Source organism: Ensifer sp. 22460 (assembly GCF_052044935.1).
GTDB lineage: Bacteria > Pseudomonadota > Alphaproteobacteria > Rhizobiales > Rhizobiaceae > Ensifer.
Map to the genome: position 1 here is coordinate 157,599 of NZ_JBQENZ010000002.1, position 17,497 is coordinate 175,095.

A 17,497-nucleotide genomic window follows, 5' to 3' on the forward strand; every position below is an offset into this window, starting at 1 on the left:
TTCGCCCGCTAGCCGAGATAGGTTCGCGCGAGCAGATCGGACAGGCTTTCGAGATCCCGCTCCAGGCGATTGTAGACACCCAGGTTCATCGCTTCCGGCGTCATCACCGCGAGGCCCGAATGCAGGCGCATCGCCTCGCGGTAGAAGGGTGACATCTGCCCGTTGACGAAGGCGTTCGGCAGCAGTTCCACCTCGGTCTTGATCTCGTTCAACTGGTAGAGCACCGAGCGCGGGTTGAGCGGGTCGAGCGCCAAAAGGTCGGTCACGGTCAAGGCGGCGGTGCTGACATTGTAGCGCCGGCGGTGGGTCATGACGCTGTCGCCGATCTCGAGCAGCATGTCATAGGCGCCGTCGGGCGCATCCGGGCCCGACATATGGCCGAGCAGCCGCGTCATGTGAAGGCCGCGCTCCAGGTATCGGCCGATCGACAGAAAGCGCCACCCGGTGAAACGGTACATGTTTTCATGCACGAGACCGGCAAAGCCGGCGAGCTTGCGGAGCAGCACCGTCATCGCGCGGGTCGCATCGTCGCCGGCCTGCACCGTCGCGTGAAACTTGCGCGCCGTCTGCGACAGGTCGTTGAGCGCCAACCACCCGTCCGGGGAGAACCGGTCGCGAATGTTGCCGGCGCTGAAAAGGGCGCTGGAGATGTTGGCAAGCAGGCTGTCGGGCACCGCCTGGCGCGTGTCGATGTCCAGCGCGCCGAGATAGTCGCTGACATCCCTCAGGAGCGGCAGGTCCGGGTCCGCAGTTTCGGCGAAGCGGCCATGCCAGGCGCGCAGGATGCGCAGCGCCCCTTCCGAACGCTCGATGTAGCGGCCGAGCCAGAAGAGATTGTCGGCTGCCCGGCTCGGCAGGCTCCCCGGCATGTTGCGGGTGAAGCTCTCTTCGGCCGGAAGCAGCGTCGTGCGTTCCACCGGCCGGTCGCTGACGATCCAGACGTCGGCGGCGGTGCCGCCTGCCTGCATGGCGATTGCCGCGACATCGTCGCCGGAGCCGATGCGGGCGAAACCGCCGGGCATGATCTGCCAGCCGTCACGGGTGCGTGCTGCAAAGACGCGCAGGCTCATGGGCCGTGGCGTCAGCCGGCCGCGAACCCAGGCGGGGGTGGTCGAGAGCGTGACGACCTCCTGGCCGACGAGATTGCCGCCCTCGGCGCCGAGCCAATCGGCGATCGAGGCGCGGGCATTCTCGTCGAGCGTGGCGCCGAGCACCGACTGGCCGTTGTCATCAAAAAAGGGGCGCGTCGCATAGGCCGGGCCGATGACCATGCGATCGAGGTTGGCAGCGACCTGTTCGCGCTCGGCCGGCTGTCCGCACCACCAGGTGGCGATCGAGGGCAGCTTCTGCTCTTCGCCGAGCAAATGGTGGCAGATCGCCGGCAGGAAGGCGAGGAAGGCGCGTGTCTCGACGATGCCGGTGCCGAGTGCGTTGACGATCGAGACGGAGCCGGCGCGAAGCGCCTCGACGATGCCGGGTGTGCCGATATGCGAGGACTGGTTGAGCTCGAGGGGATCTGCAAAGGCGGCATCAAGGCGGCGCCAGAGCACGCCCACCGGCTTGAGGCCTGCGACGGTTCGCACCATCACCCGGCCGCCCAGGACCGTCAGGTCTTCACCTTCAAGCAGCATGAAGCCCAGGTAGCGGGCGATATAGGCGTGTTCGAAATAGGTCTCGTTGGCGATGCCGGGCGAAAGCACGGCGATGCGGTCATCCGGATGCAGCTTGCGGCTCTGAAGCGCGTCTCGGAACTCACCGAAGAAGCCCGCCAGTCGGTGGACATGGGATTCGGCGTAGAGATTGGAGAAGGCGCGCGTGGTCGCGACCCGGTTCTCCAATGCGAAGCCGGCGCCGGAGGGCGCTTCCGTGCGATCCGAAAGCACCCACCAATTGCCGTCGGGGCCGCGGCCGATCTCGAAGGATACGAAATGCAGGAAATGACCATCGGCCGGCTTCACGCCGACGAGCGGCCGCAGGAACTCCGGGTTTGAGGCGACCAGTGCCGGCGGCAGGAGGCCCTCGCGCACCAGCCGGTTCTCGCCGTAGACATCGGCGACCACCTTCTCCAGCAGTTCGGCACGCTGCACGAGCCCTTGCGAAACCGTTGCCCATTCCTTCTCGTCTATCAGGACGGGGATATGCGACAGCGGCCAGTTCCGGTCAGAAGCCTCCTTGGCACCGTAGACACGATAGAAGACGCCAGCATCGCGCAGGTAGCGGTCGGCGCGGGCGAAGCGGTTGGCAAGTTCCGTTTCGTCGAGCCGCCCCAGGGTCGCGAGTAGCCGCTGCCAGACGGGGCGGACATTGCCTTCCCGGTCGAGCATCTCGTCGGCGATATCAGGAAGGGCGCGGTAACCGAAGACCGGATCGTCCTCGGTGCCCCGATGGCTCTCGGCGGCTGTTTGCTTTTTCGCCATTTACGCTCCTGGCGGACGCCTGAGATCAAGCGTCATCGGGAATTCCATCGACGGGCTTTCCGGGCGTAGCGGATATCCTCCTGGCGTATGACCCCAGGGCTCGAACCGCGACAGGCGCCGCGCCTCCGCCTCGTTGCCGTTGACCGGAAACGTGTCGTAGCTGCGCCCACCCGGATGGGCGACGTGGTAGATGCATCCGCCAATCGCCCGATTCGACCATGTATCATAGATATCGAATGTAAGGGGAGTGTTGACCGGCAGGACCGGGTGCAGGCCCGAGGCAGGCTGCCAGGCCTTGTAGCGGACGCCGGCAACAGCCGAGCCGTTGGAGCCGGTGCGCGTCAGCGGCACGGGCCGGCCGTTGCAGGCGACCGCGTAACGCTCGGGGTTGGCGGTATCGAGCTTGACCTGGAGGCGCTCGACCGAGCTGTCGACATAGCGCACTGTGCCGCCGATCGCGCCCTGTTCGCCCATCACGTGCCAAGGTTCGAGCGCCTGACGGATTTCGAGCCTGGCGTCCTGGTATTCGACCTCGCCGCAGAAGGGGAAACGGAACTCGAGCTGGGCCTCGAACCATTCGGGCTTCAAGTCGAAGCCGTGGGCGCGAAGATCGGCGAGCACTTCGAGAAAATCCTGCCAGACATGGTGCGGCAGCATGAAGCGATCATGCAGCGTCGTCCCCCAGCGCACGAAGCGGCCATCAACAGGGTGCTTCCAGAAGCGGGCGATGAGCGCGCGCACCAGCAATTGCTGGGCAAGCGACATGCGGGCGTTCGGCGGCATCTCGAAGCCGCGGAACTCGACGAGGCCGAGACGCCCGGTCGGACCATCCGGCGAGAACAGCTTGTCGATGCAGATCTCGGCACGGTGGGTGTTGCCGGTGACATCGACGAGCAGATTGCGGAACAGCCGGTCGATCAGCCAGGGCAGGGGTGGCGGGGTCGCCGAACCCGGTATCGGCACCTGGGCAAGCGCGATTTCAAGCTCATAGAGCTGATCGTGCCGGGCCTCGTCGATGCGCGGCGCCTGCGACGTCGGGCCGATGAAGAGGCCGGAGAACAGATAGGAAAGCGACGGGTGGCGCTGCCAGTGCAGGACGACGCTCTTCAGAAGATCCGGACGACGCAGGAACGGGCTGTCATTGGGATTGGCGCCGCCCACGACCACATGGTTGCCGCCGCCGGTACCGGTGTGGCGCCCGTCGATCATGAACTTGTCGGCGCCAAGCCGGCTCCGCCGCGCCTCTTCGTAGACCGCCGTGGTGATGTCGACGCAATCCTGCCAGCTGGCAGCCGGATGGATGTTGACCTCGATCACGCCCGGATCCGGCGCAACGCGGATGACGTTGATGCGCTCGTCCTGAGGCGGCGCATAGCCCTCGATGTGCACGGGCAGTCCGATCGCGGCTGCAGCGCGTTCCGCGGACGCGATGAGGTCGAGATATTCCTCGACGCTGGCCATCGGCGGCATGAAGACGCAGAGCCTGCCGTCGCGCGGCTCGACGCTGATGGCGGTGCGCACCAGCCCGGCTATTTCGTCGCGTGGCTGTGCCTGCGGGCTTTCCGGTACTTCCGCGGCTTGAAAGCGGGAATGCTGCGGGCGGGCGCTGCTTTCGGCGAAATCAGGCAGATCGTTCCGGGGAACGGTCGGGTCGACCGGATGGATATAGGGATAGGCGGAGGGCGCGACATAGGGCAAGGCGCCGAGCGGCAGGCGATAACCGACGGGGCTGTCGCCGGGAACGAGGAAGATGCGGCCGCGGCGCGTCTGCCATTTCTCGCTCATCCACCGCACGCCAGTGGCACGCGCATTCCAGGCCTGCACAGGCAGCACGTAGCCGGTCGGTGCCGTCAGGCCGCGTTCGAAGACGCGGGCCATGCGGCTGCGCTCTTCGGGGTCCTTCAGCTTGGAATTGGAGGGATCGACGTTCTCGGGGAGGTTTGCCTCCTTCAGCAGCCAGTCGGCGGGATCTTCGAAGGCCGGTTGGACCATCTCGGTCGGCACGCTCAATTCGCCTGCCATCAGATGCAACAGACGTTCGGCGTCCTTCGCGGTGACGTCGTGGTGGCCTGCCTCCTCGGCGATGAGGTCGGGGCGGCGCCAGATCGGCACGCCGTCCTTGCGCCAGTAGAGCGAGAAGGTCCAGCGCGGCAGGCTTTCGCCGGGATACCACTTGCCCTGGCCATAGTGCAGGAAACCGCCGGGCGCGAAGCGTTCGCGCAGGCGGCGGATCAACGCGTCCGCCTTCTCGCGCTTGGTTGGGCCGACCGCGTCAGTGTTCCACTCCTCGGACTCGAAGTCGTCGATCGAAACGAAGGTCGGCTCGCCGCCCATCGTCAGCCGTATGTCGTTTTCCTGGAGCACGCGATCGACCTGTTCACCGAGCGCGTTCAAGGCTTCCCAGCTTTCGTCGGAGAACGGCTTGGTGATGCGCGGATGTTCCGCGACACGTGTCACCTTCATGTCGAAGGCGAAATCGGTTCGGGTGTCGGGATCGCCGAAGAAGCCGCCGGAGATCGGCGCGGCGTTGCGATAATGGGGCGTTGCGGCAAGCGGAATGTGGCTTTCGCCGGTCAAGAGGCCCGAGGTGGGGTCGAGCCCGACCCAGCCGGCGCCGGGCAGGTAGACCTCGGCCCAGGCATGCAGGTCGGTAAAGTCGTGGTCGGTGCCCGAGGGGCCGTCGAGCGCCTTGAGATCGGGCGTGAGCTGGATGAGATAGCCAGAGACGAAACGGGCGGCGAAGCCGAGATTGCGCAGGATCTGGACCAGCAGCCAGCTCGAATCGCGACAGGAACCGCGGGCCGACGTCAAGGTGTCCTCCGGCGTCTGGACCCCGGGCTCCATGCGGATGACGTAGCCGATCTCCTGCTGCAGGCGCGCATTGAGCCCGACCACCATATCGATCGTGCGTTGCCGCGCGCGGTCGACTGTCGCGAGGAAAGCGCCAAGCGCCGGCCCGACCGGTTCCGGCGTCATATAGATCTCAAGATCATCGCTGAGATCTGCAGGATAGGGGAAGGGCCAGTGTTCCGCCTCTTCTTCGACGAAAAAGTCGAAAGGATTGTAGACGGTCATGTCGGCGACGAGATCGACCTCGATCTTCAACTCGCTGACCGGATCGGGAAAGACGAAGCGGGCAAGGTAGTTGCCGTAGGGATCCTGCTGCAGGTTGACGAAATGATTGGCGGGCGAAACCTTCAGCGAGTGGCTGATGACCTTCGTCTTGGAATGAGCCGCAGGCTTCAGCCGGATGATCTGCGGCGACAGCCTTACGGGACGGTCATAGGTGTAGTGGGTCAGGTGATAGATACTGGCCTTGATCGACATGCCGAATTTGATCCCCTTCGTGGTAGGTCTTGCGCCCCCATCTCCGGGAAGTTTGTGCAATGCAAAGTAAGAAAGCAAGCGCGAAAGTGGCTGAGGAAAATCAAGGCGCTGCAGCGCTTTCGCACGCCCGTTCAGGCGTGCGAAAGACTGGCTCCATTGCGGTTAGACGAGCGGGGGGTTGATGCGGGCAAACCCTTCCTGGCGGTAATAGGGGAAGTAGGGATAGGCCGGCGTCGTCTTGCTCGCTTCATCGAGCCGGGCGATCTGTTCCGGCGACAGCGACCAGCCGACGGCACCAAGGTTCTGGCGGAGCTGCTCCTCGTTGCGGGCGCCGATGATGACGCTCGAAACGGTCGGGCGCCGCAGGAGCCAGTTGATGGCGATCTGCGGAACCGTCTTGCCGGTCTCCTCGGTCAACTGGCCGAGCACGTCGATGACATCGTAGAGCTTGCCGTCGTCGACGGGCGGGCCGTAAGCGGCCGTATCGTGCAAGCGGCTTCCTTCCGGCCAGGGCTGGCCGCGGCGGATCTTGCCGGTGAGGCGGCCCCAGCCGAGCGGGCTCCAGACCAGCGCGCCGACGCCCTGGTCGGCGCCGAGCGGCATCAGTTCCCATTCGTAGTCGCGGCCGACGAGCGAATAGTAGACCTGGTGGGCGACATGGCGCACGAGGCCGTGCTTCTCCGAGACGGCCAGAGATTTCATCAACTGCCAGCCGGCGAAGTTGGAGGCGCCGATGTAGCGTAGCTTGCCGGCGGTAACGAGGTTATCGAGAGTCGATAGCACCTCATCGACCGGCGTGCCGGCGTCGAAGGCGTGCAGTTGCAGGAGGTCGATGTAATCGGTGCCGAGCCGCTTGAGGGCGTCGTCGACGCCTTTGATCAGGCGCGCTCGCGACGTGCCGGCATCATTCGGCCCGTCGCCCATCGGCAGCGCGATCTTGGTCGAAATCAGCACGGCATCGCGCCGTCCCTTGATCGCGGCGCCGAGCACGCTCTCGGAGGCGCCGTCCGAGTAGACGTCGGCCGTGTCGAAGAGGTTGACGCCGGCTTCCAGCGAAATGTCGATCAGTCGTCGCGCTTCGGCTGCGTCGCTGTTGCCCCAGGCGCTGAAAAGCGGCCCCTTGCCGCCGAAGGTCCCAGCGCCGAAGCTCAAGGCCGGCACCTTCAGTCCCGATGATCCAAGCCGTCTGTATTCCATGTCTTCAATCTCCTCGTTGGCTTTGTTCGCGCGAGACACCGGCCGTCGATGCTCGCTTCAAGGAGAACGTGGTGTTGGGGTCATTTGCGATGTAGACCTCATGAAGGAACATCATTTGTGAGTTGAAGTCACATGTCGCGCTTGACGATCAATCGTTCTGGGGAGATGGCGGTTTTTGCCAAGGTGGTGGAGCTTGGCGGCTTCTCGGCTGCGGCAAAAGTCTGCTGCATGACGCCCTCGGCTGTCAGCAAACTCGTCCAGCGACTGGAGGAAAGGCTTGGTGTCCGGCTCGTCAACCGGTCGACGCGGCGGCTGCAACTGACGGCGGAAGGCTGCGTCTTCTATGAGCGGGTCGTACGCATCCTCGCCGACATTGATGAAGCGGAGCGCTCGGCGGGCGCCGGCGAAACGCCGGAGGGCCGGGTGCGCCTCAATGTCAGCGCGTCCTATGCGACGCATGCGTTGATGCCGGTGCTGCCCGAATTCCTGGCGGCGTTTCCGTCGGTCTCCCTCGATATCCTGCAGACGGATGCCGTGGTCGACCTGATGGCGGAGCGGGTCGATATCGCCGTGCGCGCCGGACCGCTCAAGACATCGAGCCTGATCGCACGCAAGCTCGGCACCACATCGATGACGATCGTCGGTGCCCCATCCTATCTCGATCGTTTTGGCGTGCCTCAGACCATCGAGGATATCGAGGTGCACAACCGGCTGAGCCATAGCTACACACGGGCGTTCGATGGCTGGCCGTTGCTGTCGAATGAAAAGCAGATCGTTCTGCCGCCGACGGAACGGGTGCGGGTCAGCGATGGCGAGGGCTTGCGCCAGCTTGCGCTTGCGGGTGTGGGCCTTGCCCGGCTTCCGACCTTCACGGTCAGGGAAGATATCCAGGCCGGCCGGCTGCTGCCGCTGGTCGAGCATCTCAATCCCGGTGATATCGAGACTTTTCATGCCGTGTTTCTCGGCCAAGGCGGAGCCTTGCCGTCGCGTGTGCGGGTCGTGCTCGATTTTCTGGCTACGCGCGCGCGGATTTCGTCTTTGTGAAGCGGGAAAGGGTCGCCTCTGCCGGGTGGCCGCAGACGCGGTTGCGGCCTTCGGATTTGGCGCGATAGAGCTCCGTGTCGGCGCACTCGATCAGGTGCTTCCAGCCGCCGTTTGCGGTTCGGCCCTCCGCCACGCCGAAGCTGGCGGTGACCTTCAGTTGCTGTCCATCCGCAACGACGATCGGCTCGCGCGCAAGGTTGGCCCGGATCCGCTCCGCCAGCGCAAGGGCCGACTCGATGTTGTCGCCGGGCGTGATGACCGCGAACTCCTCGCCGCCGAAACGGGCGACGAGATCGGAGTTGCGCACGGAGTTGCGGATGACGCGGGCGATTTCCTTGATCACGATGTCGCCGACCAGATGGCCGTGGGTATCGTTGATCTGCTTGAAATGGTCGATGTCCATCAGGATCAGGCAGGCGTCCTGGCTGCTGTCGGCCGTGTCTTCCGCGCCGCCGATGAGCTCCAGCGCCCGGCGGTTGAGCAGGCCGGTCAGCTCATCGGTTTCAGCCTGATGTTCAAGGTGCTGCATCAACAGCGCGCGTTCGTCGAGGCGTTTGCGCAGCACGTCGATCGCGTCGAACAGGCGCCCCATCTCGCCTTCACCGCCCTTGCCCTGAAGGCGGGCGATCGGACGGTCGTTGGCGAGCTCGATGATGCTGTGGCGTGCGATGAGCAGCGGTTCGAAGACCAGCGAGCGGGCGCGGCGCATCAAAACCAGCAAGACTAGGAACAGGGCGAAGGTTGCAAGGCTGGCGACCGCCAGCTTGACCGAGGCCCGCGTCTTGTTTGCCGCAAGCCGCTCGACGGTCGCATCCATGAAGGCGCGGCGAAGATCCTCGAGCGGCTTCATCTTCGGGACGAAGCGGTCGGTCAATTGCTCGGCGGTCATCGGATAGGCGCCCGATTGTCTGCCGATGGCGACGATGCTGTCGATGATCGCAAATCCTTCGCCGAAGAACTCGCGGTCGATCCTGGCGAGATCTGCGATATTGGCCGGTTTCAGACCGGGAAGGGCGCCGGGCTTGCCGACGATGGACCAGATTTCCTGCAGCCTGCCGCGTGTGCGCTCGCTATCGGCGATGTTCTTTGCTTCGAGCGGCTGGCCGACAGCAACCGGGGCCATGACCTGCGAGCCGAGGCGACCGCCGTCCTCGCGCAGATTGGCGAGCATCTGTGCCGCAAGTGCGATGCCGGCAAGGTTCGGGTCGGTGTTGGTCAGGCGTTGGATGTTCCAGTCGATCGCCGGGCGAAGCGCGTCGATGACGCCGAACATTGCCTCGATCGTAGCCTGGATCTCCGTCAGGTCCCGCTGTTCGGGCGGAAGCGCGGCAATGCGGTCGATCTCGGCGCGCGCCAGCATCAGGCGGCGGCGAACTTCGACGAGAATGGGGGAGAGGGCGCCGGCAGGTTCGGTGCGGCTGGCACCGTCGATGTCCTCGGTGAGCTTGGCGAGCGCCGCGTCGCTGCGGGTACGAAACTCGGCAAGCCGGGCCTGGACCGGCGAACCGGGTGCCACGCCGATGCCGAGCACGCCATTGGACGGGCCGCGCTCGGCCGAGAGGTAGTTTGCAGCGTCGAGCACGCGGCAGAAGGCCATGACTTCGGTCAGGTTGCGGCGAGCGATGACGAAATCGCTATAGGAGGCGGCGATGATCTCGGTGGCGAGCACGCCGGTGCAGGCAACGACGATGGCGAGCAGCCATTGGAGCTTGCGGCGCAGCGCCTTCGCCGTGCGCGCTTCTGCAACGCCCGTTTCCGGGGGCGTATAGCTGCCGCCTTTGTTCTTCATTTACGCGAAGTTGCTCCACTCATGTCGCCGCTCATCGCTTGGGCTGTCGCGACAATTCTTGTCGTGTGACAAGAAACCCATCCGAAATCAGTGTGCTCGTTGCCCCTGTTATCGTATAAGGTGTTAAATAACCTTGAAATACCCTGAAATACTACGGGTCGCGCCGCAACCGAGGGATGCGCGTGGTGCAGGGCAGCGGCTTGCATTCCGTCACCGCACAGCGCCCATCGGATAGAAAAGAGGCCCGCCTCCTGATGGGAGGCGGGCCCTGTCTCATGCGCGTGCTTGTCGGTTGACGCGACCGTTCAGCGCTTCGGCGCGACCAGCGCGAAAAGGGCGCCTTGCGGGTCGAGCGCCTGGACGATCCAGGCGCCGCCGGGCACCTCCATCGGCTCGAGCACGACCTTGCCGCCACCGGCCTTGATACGCTCGATCGATGCGTCGAGCGCAGGCACGTTGATGTAGTAGAGCCAGTAGGGCGCGGGCACTTCCTTCGGCTTGGTCATCATCCCGCCGATCGGGGCGGCGCCATGGGCAAAGATCTGGTAGGTGCCCATCTCGCCCATGTCCATGCCCTGGTCCTTCGTCCAGCCGAAGAGCTCGGCGTAGAAGGGGAAGGCGGTGTCGAGGTCGCCGGACGCGAGTTCGTGCCAGCCGACGAGACCGGGCGCCATCGGATCGGTGACCGGCGGCGGATCGCCCGTTCCCTTGAAGATCGCGAACACGGCGCCGTGCGGGTCGGTGACGACGGCAAAGCGCCCAATGCCCGGGATATCATCCGGCGCCCGATGAACCTTGCCGCCCTTGGCGGCGATCTTGGCGGCGGTCGCATCGACATCGTCGACGCCGACATAACCGAGCCAGGCCGGGGGTACCTTCATTTCGAGCGCACCTTCCGGCATCGTCATCAATCCGGCAACCGGCAGCTCGCCGATATTGAACAGCGTGTAGCTCATGCCGGGCATGCCGGAATCGCGGGCATTCCAGCCGACGACGTCCTTATAGAAGGTCTCCGCCGCGGCCATGTCCGTCGTCATCAGTTCATACCAAACAAATTTGCCGTGATCTGCCATTGCCTTCCTCCAGTTTGCTTGGCGCGGCGCATTTCGTGCCGCTTGGTTGCATGTTCGAATGGGCCGACGTCGGAGCGGGTTGAAGCGGGACGCGGCCGGGAACCGGGCACGGTCGCTCGTCCCGCGGTCAATCCCGGCGCAGGTATTCCGCCGTCATCATGTCTTTCCAGCTTCCGTCCGGCGCCTGCACTTGCGCCGTCAGCAAGCGCCGGGAGTGATCGAGGAGCGTTATGACGTCCCGGTACCGCGCGGTTCTGCCGGGGTTTTCGAAATCCGGTCCATCGCAGTAGAGAGACAGGGATCTGCCTTCCGCATCCAGTTCGCCGTCATAGACCCACATATGGGTCAGCATGGAGCCGACCCAGGTACCGATGTAGCGTTTCGTCTCGGGATTGTAGCCGAGCGTCATGAGCGTTTCGCCGAAGCTGCCGCCCGGCATCGTTCCCTGACCTTCGCAGACGATCCAAAGGCCATGAAGCGAGCGAACGTGTTCGGTCCAGGGGCCGCTCCCGTCGGGCTCGCCATCGGATCCGGCCGTGCGAACCTGCCAGTCGCCCAGCATTTGTTCGAGCCAGCGATGCGCTTCTTCCGGTTCTGCTTTCACGGGATTTCCTTCTTGGTCCGGGCGCAGGTCATCGGCCCGGCACGCGAGCGTTCTGGAAACGATTTCGCAGGCGAAAGGTTCCGCCCGCGAAGGACGAGGAGGATCAGCCTGCCTTGCGCCCGCGCACCTTTTCGTACTCGTCGTGGCGGCGGACGAAGCTCATGGTGTGGTCTTCGTTGCGGCCCTTCGGCGCGCGGTCGAGCAGCATCAGCGTGCCGACCAGTTCCTCAAGACCGCGGGCATAGGACGAATAGGTGTGATAGATCGCGCCGTCCTCGCCTTTCTGGAAGGCGCTCAGTCCTGGCAGTTCCTCATGCGCGTTGGCGCTTTCGATCTCGGTGAAATTGTAGGCGACCTTGCCGCTTGCCAGTTCGTCCGGAGAAAAGGCGACGTGGTAATCATGGTTGAAGCCGTTGCCCTCCGCAGAGACCCAGGGGAAGTGCCAATCCATGCGCTTCCTGTAGGCTTCGATCTTCGCCAGCGGCGCATTCGATGCGGCGATCAGCGTCACGTCGTGGTGGTTGAGGTGTGGCAGCATGCCGGCGAAGTGGTCGACCAGGAAGGAGCAGCCGGGGCAGCCGGCCTCCCAGGTGGGGCCGAACATGAAATGGTAGACAATGAGCTGACTGCGACCGTCGAACAGTTCGGACAGCGACTTGCGCCCGGTCACCGTGTTGAAAACGTAGGTCTTTTCCATTTTCACCCAGGGCAGAGCCAGCCGGGCGGCATTGACCTTGTCGCGTGCGTGGGTGTGTTCCTTTTCAAGCGCGAGCAGTGCTTTGCGCGCTTCCAACCACTCCCGAGGCGATACGACTGCGTGGTCCTGTCTCATGCCCGTTCCTCCTTCCAACGTTGCACTTGACTAATTACGTTGATATCAACATTAATCAGCCATGTCAAAGATGCCTTTAATTCCATTCGAGACCACCCTGCATGTGAAGGATACCTGCCTCTGCCTGCATGTGCAGCGTGCCGCGCGTGCCATAGCCCGCCGGTTCGATGAGGCGCTGCGGTCCCTCGATATCACCAACGGGCAGTTCTCCCTGCTGATGTCGCTCAATCGTCCGGCGCCTCCGAACATGGGATCGGTTGCGTCGCTGCTCGCCATGGACCGGACGACGCTGACTGCGGCGCTGAAGCCCTTGGAACGGCGCGGCCTGATCGAGAGCTTTCCCGATCCGGAGGACCGAAGGTCGCGGCGGCTGCGGCTGACGCAGGAGGGCGCAGCGCTGCTGGCGCGTGCCATACCCATCTGGAAGGCATTGCATGAGGCGCTCGATCCGGTGCTTGGCGAAGGTGGACCGGACCGCCTGCGCGCGGATCTCCTGACACTGGCTTGAACGGCGGTTGCTTAGAACGCCGTGCGTTCAAGTGAACGCACAAAGGACGCTCTAGCACTTTGAATCTAGAGCATCTTTCCGCCTCCAGTGATTCCACTTGAGAGCGGGATGCTCTAGGGGGCGGGATCTTCCGGTGAGGATCGTTCCTTGAGGACTTCGATGATCTCCGCCATCAAGGCCGAGGCCTGTCGCAGGCGTCTTTCACCCAATTCGGCACCGAGCCTGTCGGCCCAAGCCGCCTGCCGCTCTTTGATTTCGTGCAGCGCCGTTTCGCCGGCCGCCGTCAGGACCATGAGTTTTGCCCTTTGGTGGGTCGGATTGTCTCTGTAGGCGATCAGGCCTTCCGCTTCCAACAGGTCGGCGATGCGCTGCACGCCCTGGCGCGCGAGGCCGAGGGCGCGCGCGGCATCGGCGACCGACATGGGGGCGTGGTTTGCCGCTGCCAGTACCTGCCAGCGGGCGCTCGTTTGTCCGGAAGGTTTGGCGAGTGCGTCGCCGGCCTGCGTCAGCGGACCGGCAAGCCGCAACGCGGTTATCGCAAATTCCGCAAAGGCGTCGCCGGCGTGCGTGCGTTCAGGGTCTTTCATGTTGACAGTGCCACCCGTTGTGTGAAAATTTTTGCATGACATCATGTTGTCATGATGCTCTCGTTTCAGCAAGCCCTTTCAGCAAGGGAGAGGAGAGCATGGCGAAGAGGACTTACAAGGGCAGCTGCCATTGCGGCAAGGTGCGATACGAGGCGACTTTCGATCTCGATGCCGGGACGACCAAGTGCAATTGCGCCTTCTGTATCAATGTTGCCGCTTGGATGATGTCGATCCGTCCGTCCTCGCCCAGGTGTCGGTGGAATATCTGGATGGCCGCAACGACCGATGGGATGAAAGACCTGTCGAGGTTCGCCATCTCTGACGGGCGCACCGAGCAATTGCTTTCAGTTGACAACATATTGTCAATGTGGCAAATGCATTGTATAAGCTTCATCTGACAGCGTGTTGTCAAATTGGTGGGTGGCAAAGTGGGGTCTGCCTGGGCCCGGAAAGCAGGAGTGACGGTTATGAAACTGACCTATAAGGGAAGCTGCCATTGCGGAAATATCCGCTATGAGGCCGATGTCGACCTCGATGCCGGCACCGGCAAGTGCAATTGCTCGATCTGCTGGAAGCGGCGCTATTGGGGGGCAATCGTAAAGCCCGACGGTTTCCGCTTGCAGTGTGACGAAGCCAACATCGCCGACTACCAGTTTAGCAGCAACAGCGTGCATCACCGTTTCTGCAAGATCTGTGGCGTCGCGGCCTTCGGCCACGGCTACATCGAGGAGATCGGCGGTGCCTATTATTCGGTCAACGTCGCCTGCCTCGACGACCTCGATCCGGCGGTGCTCGCCGAGGTGCCGGCGCAATATATGGACGGACGCAACAACAACTGGTTCCACGCGCCGGCCGAGACGCGTCATCTCTGACGTCTGGCAATGGCGGCTGGTCATATCCGACGAAACTCGAGATTGTATGTGACCTCTTCTCCAGTCCGGGGGTCGATGGCTGGTGCGCCGTAGATCACCAGCCTGTCGCCTTCCACGTAGAACGGGCGGATCAGATCGGACATGCCCCAGGCCGGGTTCCAGCTCGCATCCAGCTGGTGGATGACCCGGCCATCCTCAAGCCTGTAGGATCCGGCATAGGCGAGCATCGAGTCGAACAGCGCCGCCTTTTCGTCGCTCGTCGGTACGGCGCCTTTCAATGCGGGGCGATCACGCCTCACCACGACGGCGCTGACGCGGCCATCGGGATAGTAGGAGAGGTAGCCGATAGGATCGGCCCCCATGGCATCGCTGGTTTCGCCGGTGGCGACAACCTTGCGTTTCCAGGAGAGCATCTTCCAGGTGCCGAGCAGTTCGGAAGCGTTCGCCATGACCCACCTGTTTTAATCTTAGGGTAGCCTAAAATAACAGATGCACGCTGCCGGGCAAAGAAGGCAGCGATGCGCAACAGGCCAGAGCCTGACATCCGGCCAAAGAAAAAAGGCCCCCGAACATCGGGGGCCTTCGGACTGTCTCTGTTTTTTTCGTCTCAGCGGTCGCCGAGGTCGCGCACTGCTCCGCGGTCGGCCGAGGTGGCGAATGCGGCATAGGCCTTGAGTGCCGTCGTTACCTTGCGCTTGCGCTGCTCGGCCGGTTTCCAGCCCTTGGCGTCCTGTTCGGCGCGCCGGCTCGCAAGCTCCGCCTCGTCGACACGCAGGCTGATCGTGCGGTTCGGGATGTCGATATCGATCATGTCGCCTTCGCGCACGAGACCGATCGTGCCGCCATTGGCCGCTTCCGGAGAAACGTGGCCGATCGAGAGGCCGGAGGTGCCGCCGGAGAAGCGGCCGTCGGTGATCAGCGCGCAAGCTTTGCCGAGGCCCTTCGACTTCAGGTAGCTCGTCGGATAGAGCATTTCCTGCATGCCCGGGCCACCCTTCGGGCCTTCGTAGCGGATGACGACCACGTCGCCGGCCTTGATCTCGTTGCCGAGGATCGCCTTGACCGATGCATCCTGGCTTTCGAAGACACGGGCCGGGCCGGAGAACTTCAGGATGCTCTCGTCGACGCCAGCGGTCTTCACGATGCAGCCGTCGATGGCGATGTTGCCCTTGAGCACGGCGAGGCCGCCATCCTTGGAGAAGGGATGTTCGACCGAGCGGATGACGCCCTTTTCGCGGTCGGTGTCGAGCTCGTCCCAGCGCGCCTCCTGGCTGAAGGCAACTTGCGTCGGGATGCCGCCCGGCGCCGCGCGGAAGAAGTTGCGCACCGTTTCGCTCGATGTGCGAGTGATGTCCCATCGGTCGATGGCGTCGCCGATCGTGGCGCTGTGGACGGTCGGGCAATCGCGGTTGATGAGGCCGCCTTTCTCGAGTTCGCCGAGGATCGACATGATACCGCCGGCGCGGTGCACGTCTTCCATGTGCACGTCGCTTTTCGCCGGCGCCACCTTTGACAGGCAGGGAACCTTGCGCGACAGCCGGTCGATGTCGGCCATGGTGAAATCGACTTCGCCCTCATGGGCGGCGGCGAGGATGTGCAGCACGGTATTGGTCGAGCCGCCCATGGCGATATCGAGTGCCATGGCGTTTTCGAAAGCCTGCTTGGAGGCGACGTTGCGCGGCAGGACGCTTTCGTCCTCCTGCTCGTAGTAGCGGCGGGCAATATCGACGACCAGATGGCCGGCCTCGACGAACAGGCGCTTGCGGTCGGCGTGGGTCGCGAGCGTCGAGCCGTTGCCGGGCAGCGACAGGCCGAGGGCCTCGGTCAGACAGTTCATCGAATTGGCGGTGAACATGCCGGAGCAGGAACCGCAGGTCGGGCAGGCGGAGCGCTCGATGACCTTGACGTCCTCGTCGGAAACATTGTCGTCGGCGGCTGCGACCATGGCGTCGACCAGATCGAGCGCATGCGTCTTGCCGTGCAGCACGACCTTGCCGGCTTCCATCGGGCCGCCGGAGACGAAGACGGCGGGGATATTGAGGCGGAGCGCCGCCATCAGCATGCCGGGCGTGATCTTGTCGCAGTTCGAGATGCAGACCATGGCGTCGGCGCAGTGGGCATTGACCATGTACTCGACCGAGTCGGCGATGATCTCGCGCGACGGCAGCGAATAGAGCATGCCGTCATGGCCCATGGCGATGCCGTCGTCGACGGCGATGGTGTTGAATTCCTTGGCGACGCCGCCGGCCGCCTCGATCTCGCGGGCGACGAGCTGGCCGAGATCCTTGAGGTGCACGTGGCCCGGCACGAACTGGGTGAATGAGTTCACCACTGCAATAATCGGCTTGCCAAAATCGCTGTCCTTCATGCCCGTCGCGCGCCAGAGGCCGCGGGCACCGGCCATGTTACGGCCATGGGTGGTGGTACGTGAGCGATAGGCAGGCATGGGCATGTTCCTTCACGGACAGGGCATTGCGCGAAATATGGCGATCCTTATCGCCACAGAAGGGGCTACCTAGCGCAAAATTGCGTGCACGTCATCTTTTGCGTCAGATTATTTCGACGCCGCGCGCCTGCATTTCGCGGGGTTTTCTGTCCCTTCGAGTGTCAATCTAGCCGCGCATGAATGCCTTGGACAGCACCAATCGGGAGGCTTTACGGAAATCTTATGCCGGGCGCGCGAAGTCGGAATCGAATCCGGACGCCTGATGGAGCTAGGTTCCCCTCATCGAATACGGATGAGTTCCATGTCTCTTCACGATTTCAGCTTGCGTCATCATGTCCGGAGCCTTCTGCCCGATATGGGTTTGCGCCAGCGGCCCGTTACTGTCGAGGCGAATGCAGATCCCCTGGATGTGCTACTGCTTCGGCTGAGCGCGGTTCGCCGCCTGCGTGAGCATCATGTCTGGGAGGCTGTCCGCGTGATCCGGGAACTGCCCGGTCTCGCCGTGGACGAGTGGCCGTCGCGTCGGTTCCGCGATCTGATGGCGGCCGATGCCCAGGTCGATGCGGTCATCCACCTGACGTCTACGACTGAGGCAAAGCTCTGTCTCAGAACACTCAGCCACGAACTCGGGCTTTGGACCTGTGCGCTGCGCTATCAGCCGCCAGGTGCGGGTCGGCTCACGTTCAAGGCGCGGCATGCCGATCTGGCCGCCGCAATCCTCGGCGCCTTCCTGCGCTCCTGCCGCAGCTATCAGCTTGCCATCGCGGCTACCGACCGCGGCCAGTTTCCCACCTGAAGGAT

General features: G+C 63.7%; 15 protein-coding genes. 5 read left to right on the plus strand and 10 right to left on the minus strand.

All coding sequences use genetic code 11. From position 1 onward, the window contains the following. Positions 1–8: 8 nt before the first annotated feature. The 3 genes from ACTJKM_RS03000 to ACTJKM_RS03010 all read right to left on the minus strand — a co-directional run bounded on the left by ACTJKM_RS03000 (position 9) and on the right by ACTJKM_RS03010 (position 6,941). The gene (locus tag ACTJKM_RS03000; protein WP_058326675.1) at positions 9–2,417 is read right to left on the minus strand and encodes a circularly permuted type 2 ATP-grasp protein; all 2,409 of its coding nucleotides are present in this window, start codon (positions 2,415–2,417) and stop codon (positions 9–11) included. Further along, positions 2,418–5,744: a transglutaminase family protein gene (locus tag ACTJKM_RS03005; protein WP_058326674.1), complete on the minus strand. Its 3,327-nt coding sequence runs from the start codon at positions 5,742–5,744 to the stop codon at positions 2,418–2,420. 162 nt (positions 5,745–5,906) lie between these two features. Continuing rightward, on the minus strand, positions 5,907–6,941 hold the full coding sequence (locus ACTJKM_RS03010; protein WP_058326673.1) for an aldo/keto reductase: 1,035 nt from the start codon (positions 6,939–6,941) through the stop codon (positions 5,907–5,909). A 132-nt stretch (positions 6,942–7,073) separates the two neighbouring features. Between ACTJKM_RS03010 and ACTJKM_RS03015 the strand changes: the two genes are divergently transcribed. Then, complete coding sequence (locus ACTJKM_RS03015) at positions 7,074–7,985, plus strand: LysR family transcriptional regulator (RefSeq protein ID WP_058326672.1); 912 nt, start codon at positions 7,074–7,076, stop codon at positions 7,983–7,985. Here the strand turns inward: ACTJKM_RS03015 and ACTJKM_RS03020 are convergent. The 4 genes from ACTJKM_RS03020 to ACTJKM_RS03035 all read right to left on the minus strand — a co-directional run bounded on the left by ACTJKM_RS03020 (position 7,957) and on the right by ACTJKM_RS03035 (position 12,283). Next, positions 7,957–9,774 (minus strand): GGDEF domain-containing protein, encoded by a 1,818-nt coding sequence (locus tag ACTJKM_RS03020; RefSeq protein ID WP_058326671.1) that lies wholly within the window; start codon positions 9,772–9,774, stop codon positions 7,957–7,959. The two genes, ACTJKM_RS03015 and ACTJKM_RS03020, sit on opposite strands and share 29 nt — an antisense overlap. 305 nt (positions 9,775–10,079) lie before the next feature. Continuing rightward, entirely contained in the window at positions 10,080–10,847 is a 768-nt protein-coding gene (locus ACTJKM_RS03025) for a VOC family protein (RefSeq protein ID WP_058325930.1), read from the minus strand. A 127-nt stretch (positions 10,848–10,974) separates the two neighbouring features. Then, complete coding sequence (locus tag ACTJKM_RS03030; protein WP_058325929.1) at positions 10,975–11,451, minus strand: DUF1579 domain-containing protein; 477 nt, start codon at positions 11,449–11,451, stop codon at positions 10,975–10,977. A gap of 103 nt (positions 11,452–11,554) precedes the next feature. Beyond that, the gene (locus tag ACTJKM_RS03035; RefSeq protein ID WP_058325928.1) at positions 11,555–12,283 is read right to left on the minus strand and encodes a DUF899 domain-containing protein; all 729 of its coding nucleotides are present in this window, start codon (positions 12,281–12,283) and stop codon (positions 11,555–11,557) included. Between the two features lie 61 nt (positions 12,284–12,344). Here ACTJKM_RS03035 and ACTJKM_RS03040 point away from each other — a divergent pair, with 61 nt between their 5' ends. Continuing rightward, entirely contained in the window at positions 12,345–12,791 is a 447-nt protein-coding gene (locus tag ACTJKM_RS03040) for a MarR family winged helix-turn-helix transcriptional regulator (protein WP_057254610.1), read from the plus strand. A 113-nt stretch (positions 12,792–12,904) separates the two neighbouring features. On the opposite strand, the gene ACTJKM_RS03045 is transcribed toward ACTJKM_RS03040, so the two are convergent. After that, a complete protein-coding gene (locus ACTJKM_RS03045; protein WP_057254611.1) occupies positions 12,905–13,378 on the minus strand; it encodes a MarR family winged helix-turn-helix transcriptional regulator in 474 nt (157 codons plus the stop codon). 98 nt (positions 13,379–13,476) lie between these two features. Between ACTJKM_RS03045 and ACTJKM_RS03050 the strand changes: the two genes are divergently transcribed. Together ACTJKM_RS03050 and ACTJKM_RS03055 are read left to right on the plus strand one after the other, a co-directional pair. After that, on the plus strand, positions 13,477–13,776 hold the full coding sequence (locus ACTJKM_RS03050) for a hypothetical protein (RefSeq protein ID WP_058325927.1): 300 nt from the start codon (positions 13,477–13,479) through the stop codon (positions 13,774–13,776). A gap of 69 nt (positions 13,777–13,845) precedes the next feature. Beyond that, positions 13,846–14,250 carry a GFA family protein gene (locus ACTJKM_RS03055; RefSeq protein WP_440659918.1) on the plus strand — a complete coding sequence of 135 codons (405 nt, stop codon included), beginning with the start codon at positions 13,846–13,848 and terminating at the stop codon, positions 14,248–14,250. Between the two features lie 20 nt (positions 14,251–14,270). Here ACTJKM_RS03055 and ACTJKM_RS03060 read toward each other — a convergent pair whose 3' ends face one another. Both ACTJKM_RS03060 and ilvD read right to left on the minus strand, forming a co-directional pair. Beyond that, positions 14,271–14,699, minus strand: a complete 429-nt coding sequence (locus ACTJKM_RS03060) for a lipocalin-like domain-containing protein (RefSeq protein WP_058325925.1) — start codon at positions 14,697–14,699, stop codon at positions 14,271–14,273. 158 nt (positions 14,700–14,857) lie between these two features. Beyond that, on the minus strand, positions 14,858–16,696 hold the full coding sequence (ilvD, locus tag ACTJKM_RS03065) for a dihydroxy-acid dehydratase (protein WP_058325924.1): 1,839 nt from the start codon (positions 16,694–16,696) through the stop codon (positions 14,858–14,860). Between the two features lie 301 nt (positions 16,697–16,997). Between ilvD and ACTJKM_RS03070 the strand changes: the two genes are divergently transcribed. Then, positions 16,998–17,492 carry a hypothetical protein gene (locus ACTJKM_RS03070; RefSeq protein WP_058325923.1) on the plus strand — a complete coding sequence of 165 codons (495 nt, stop codon included), beginning with the start codon at positions 16,998–17,000 and terminating at the stop codon, positions 17,490–17,492. The last annotated feature ends 5 nt before the right edge of the window (positions 17,493–17,497 follow it).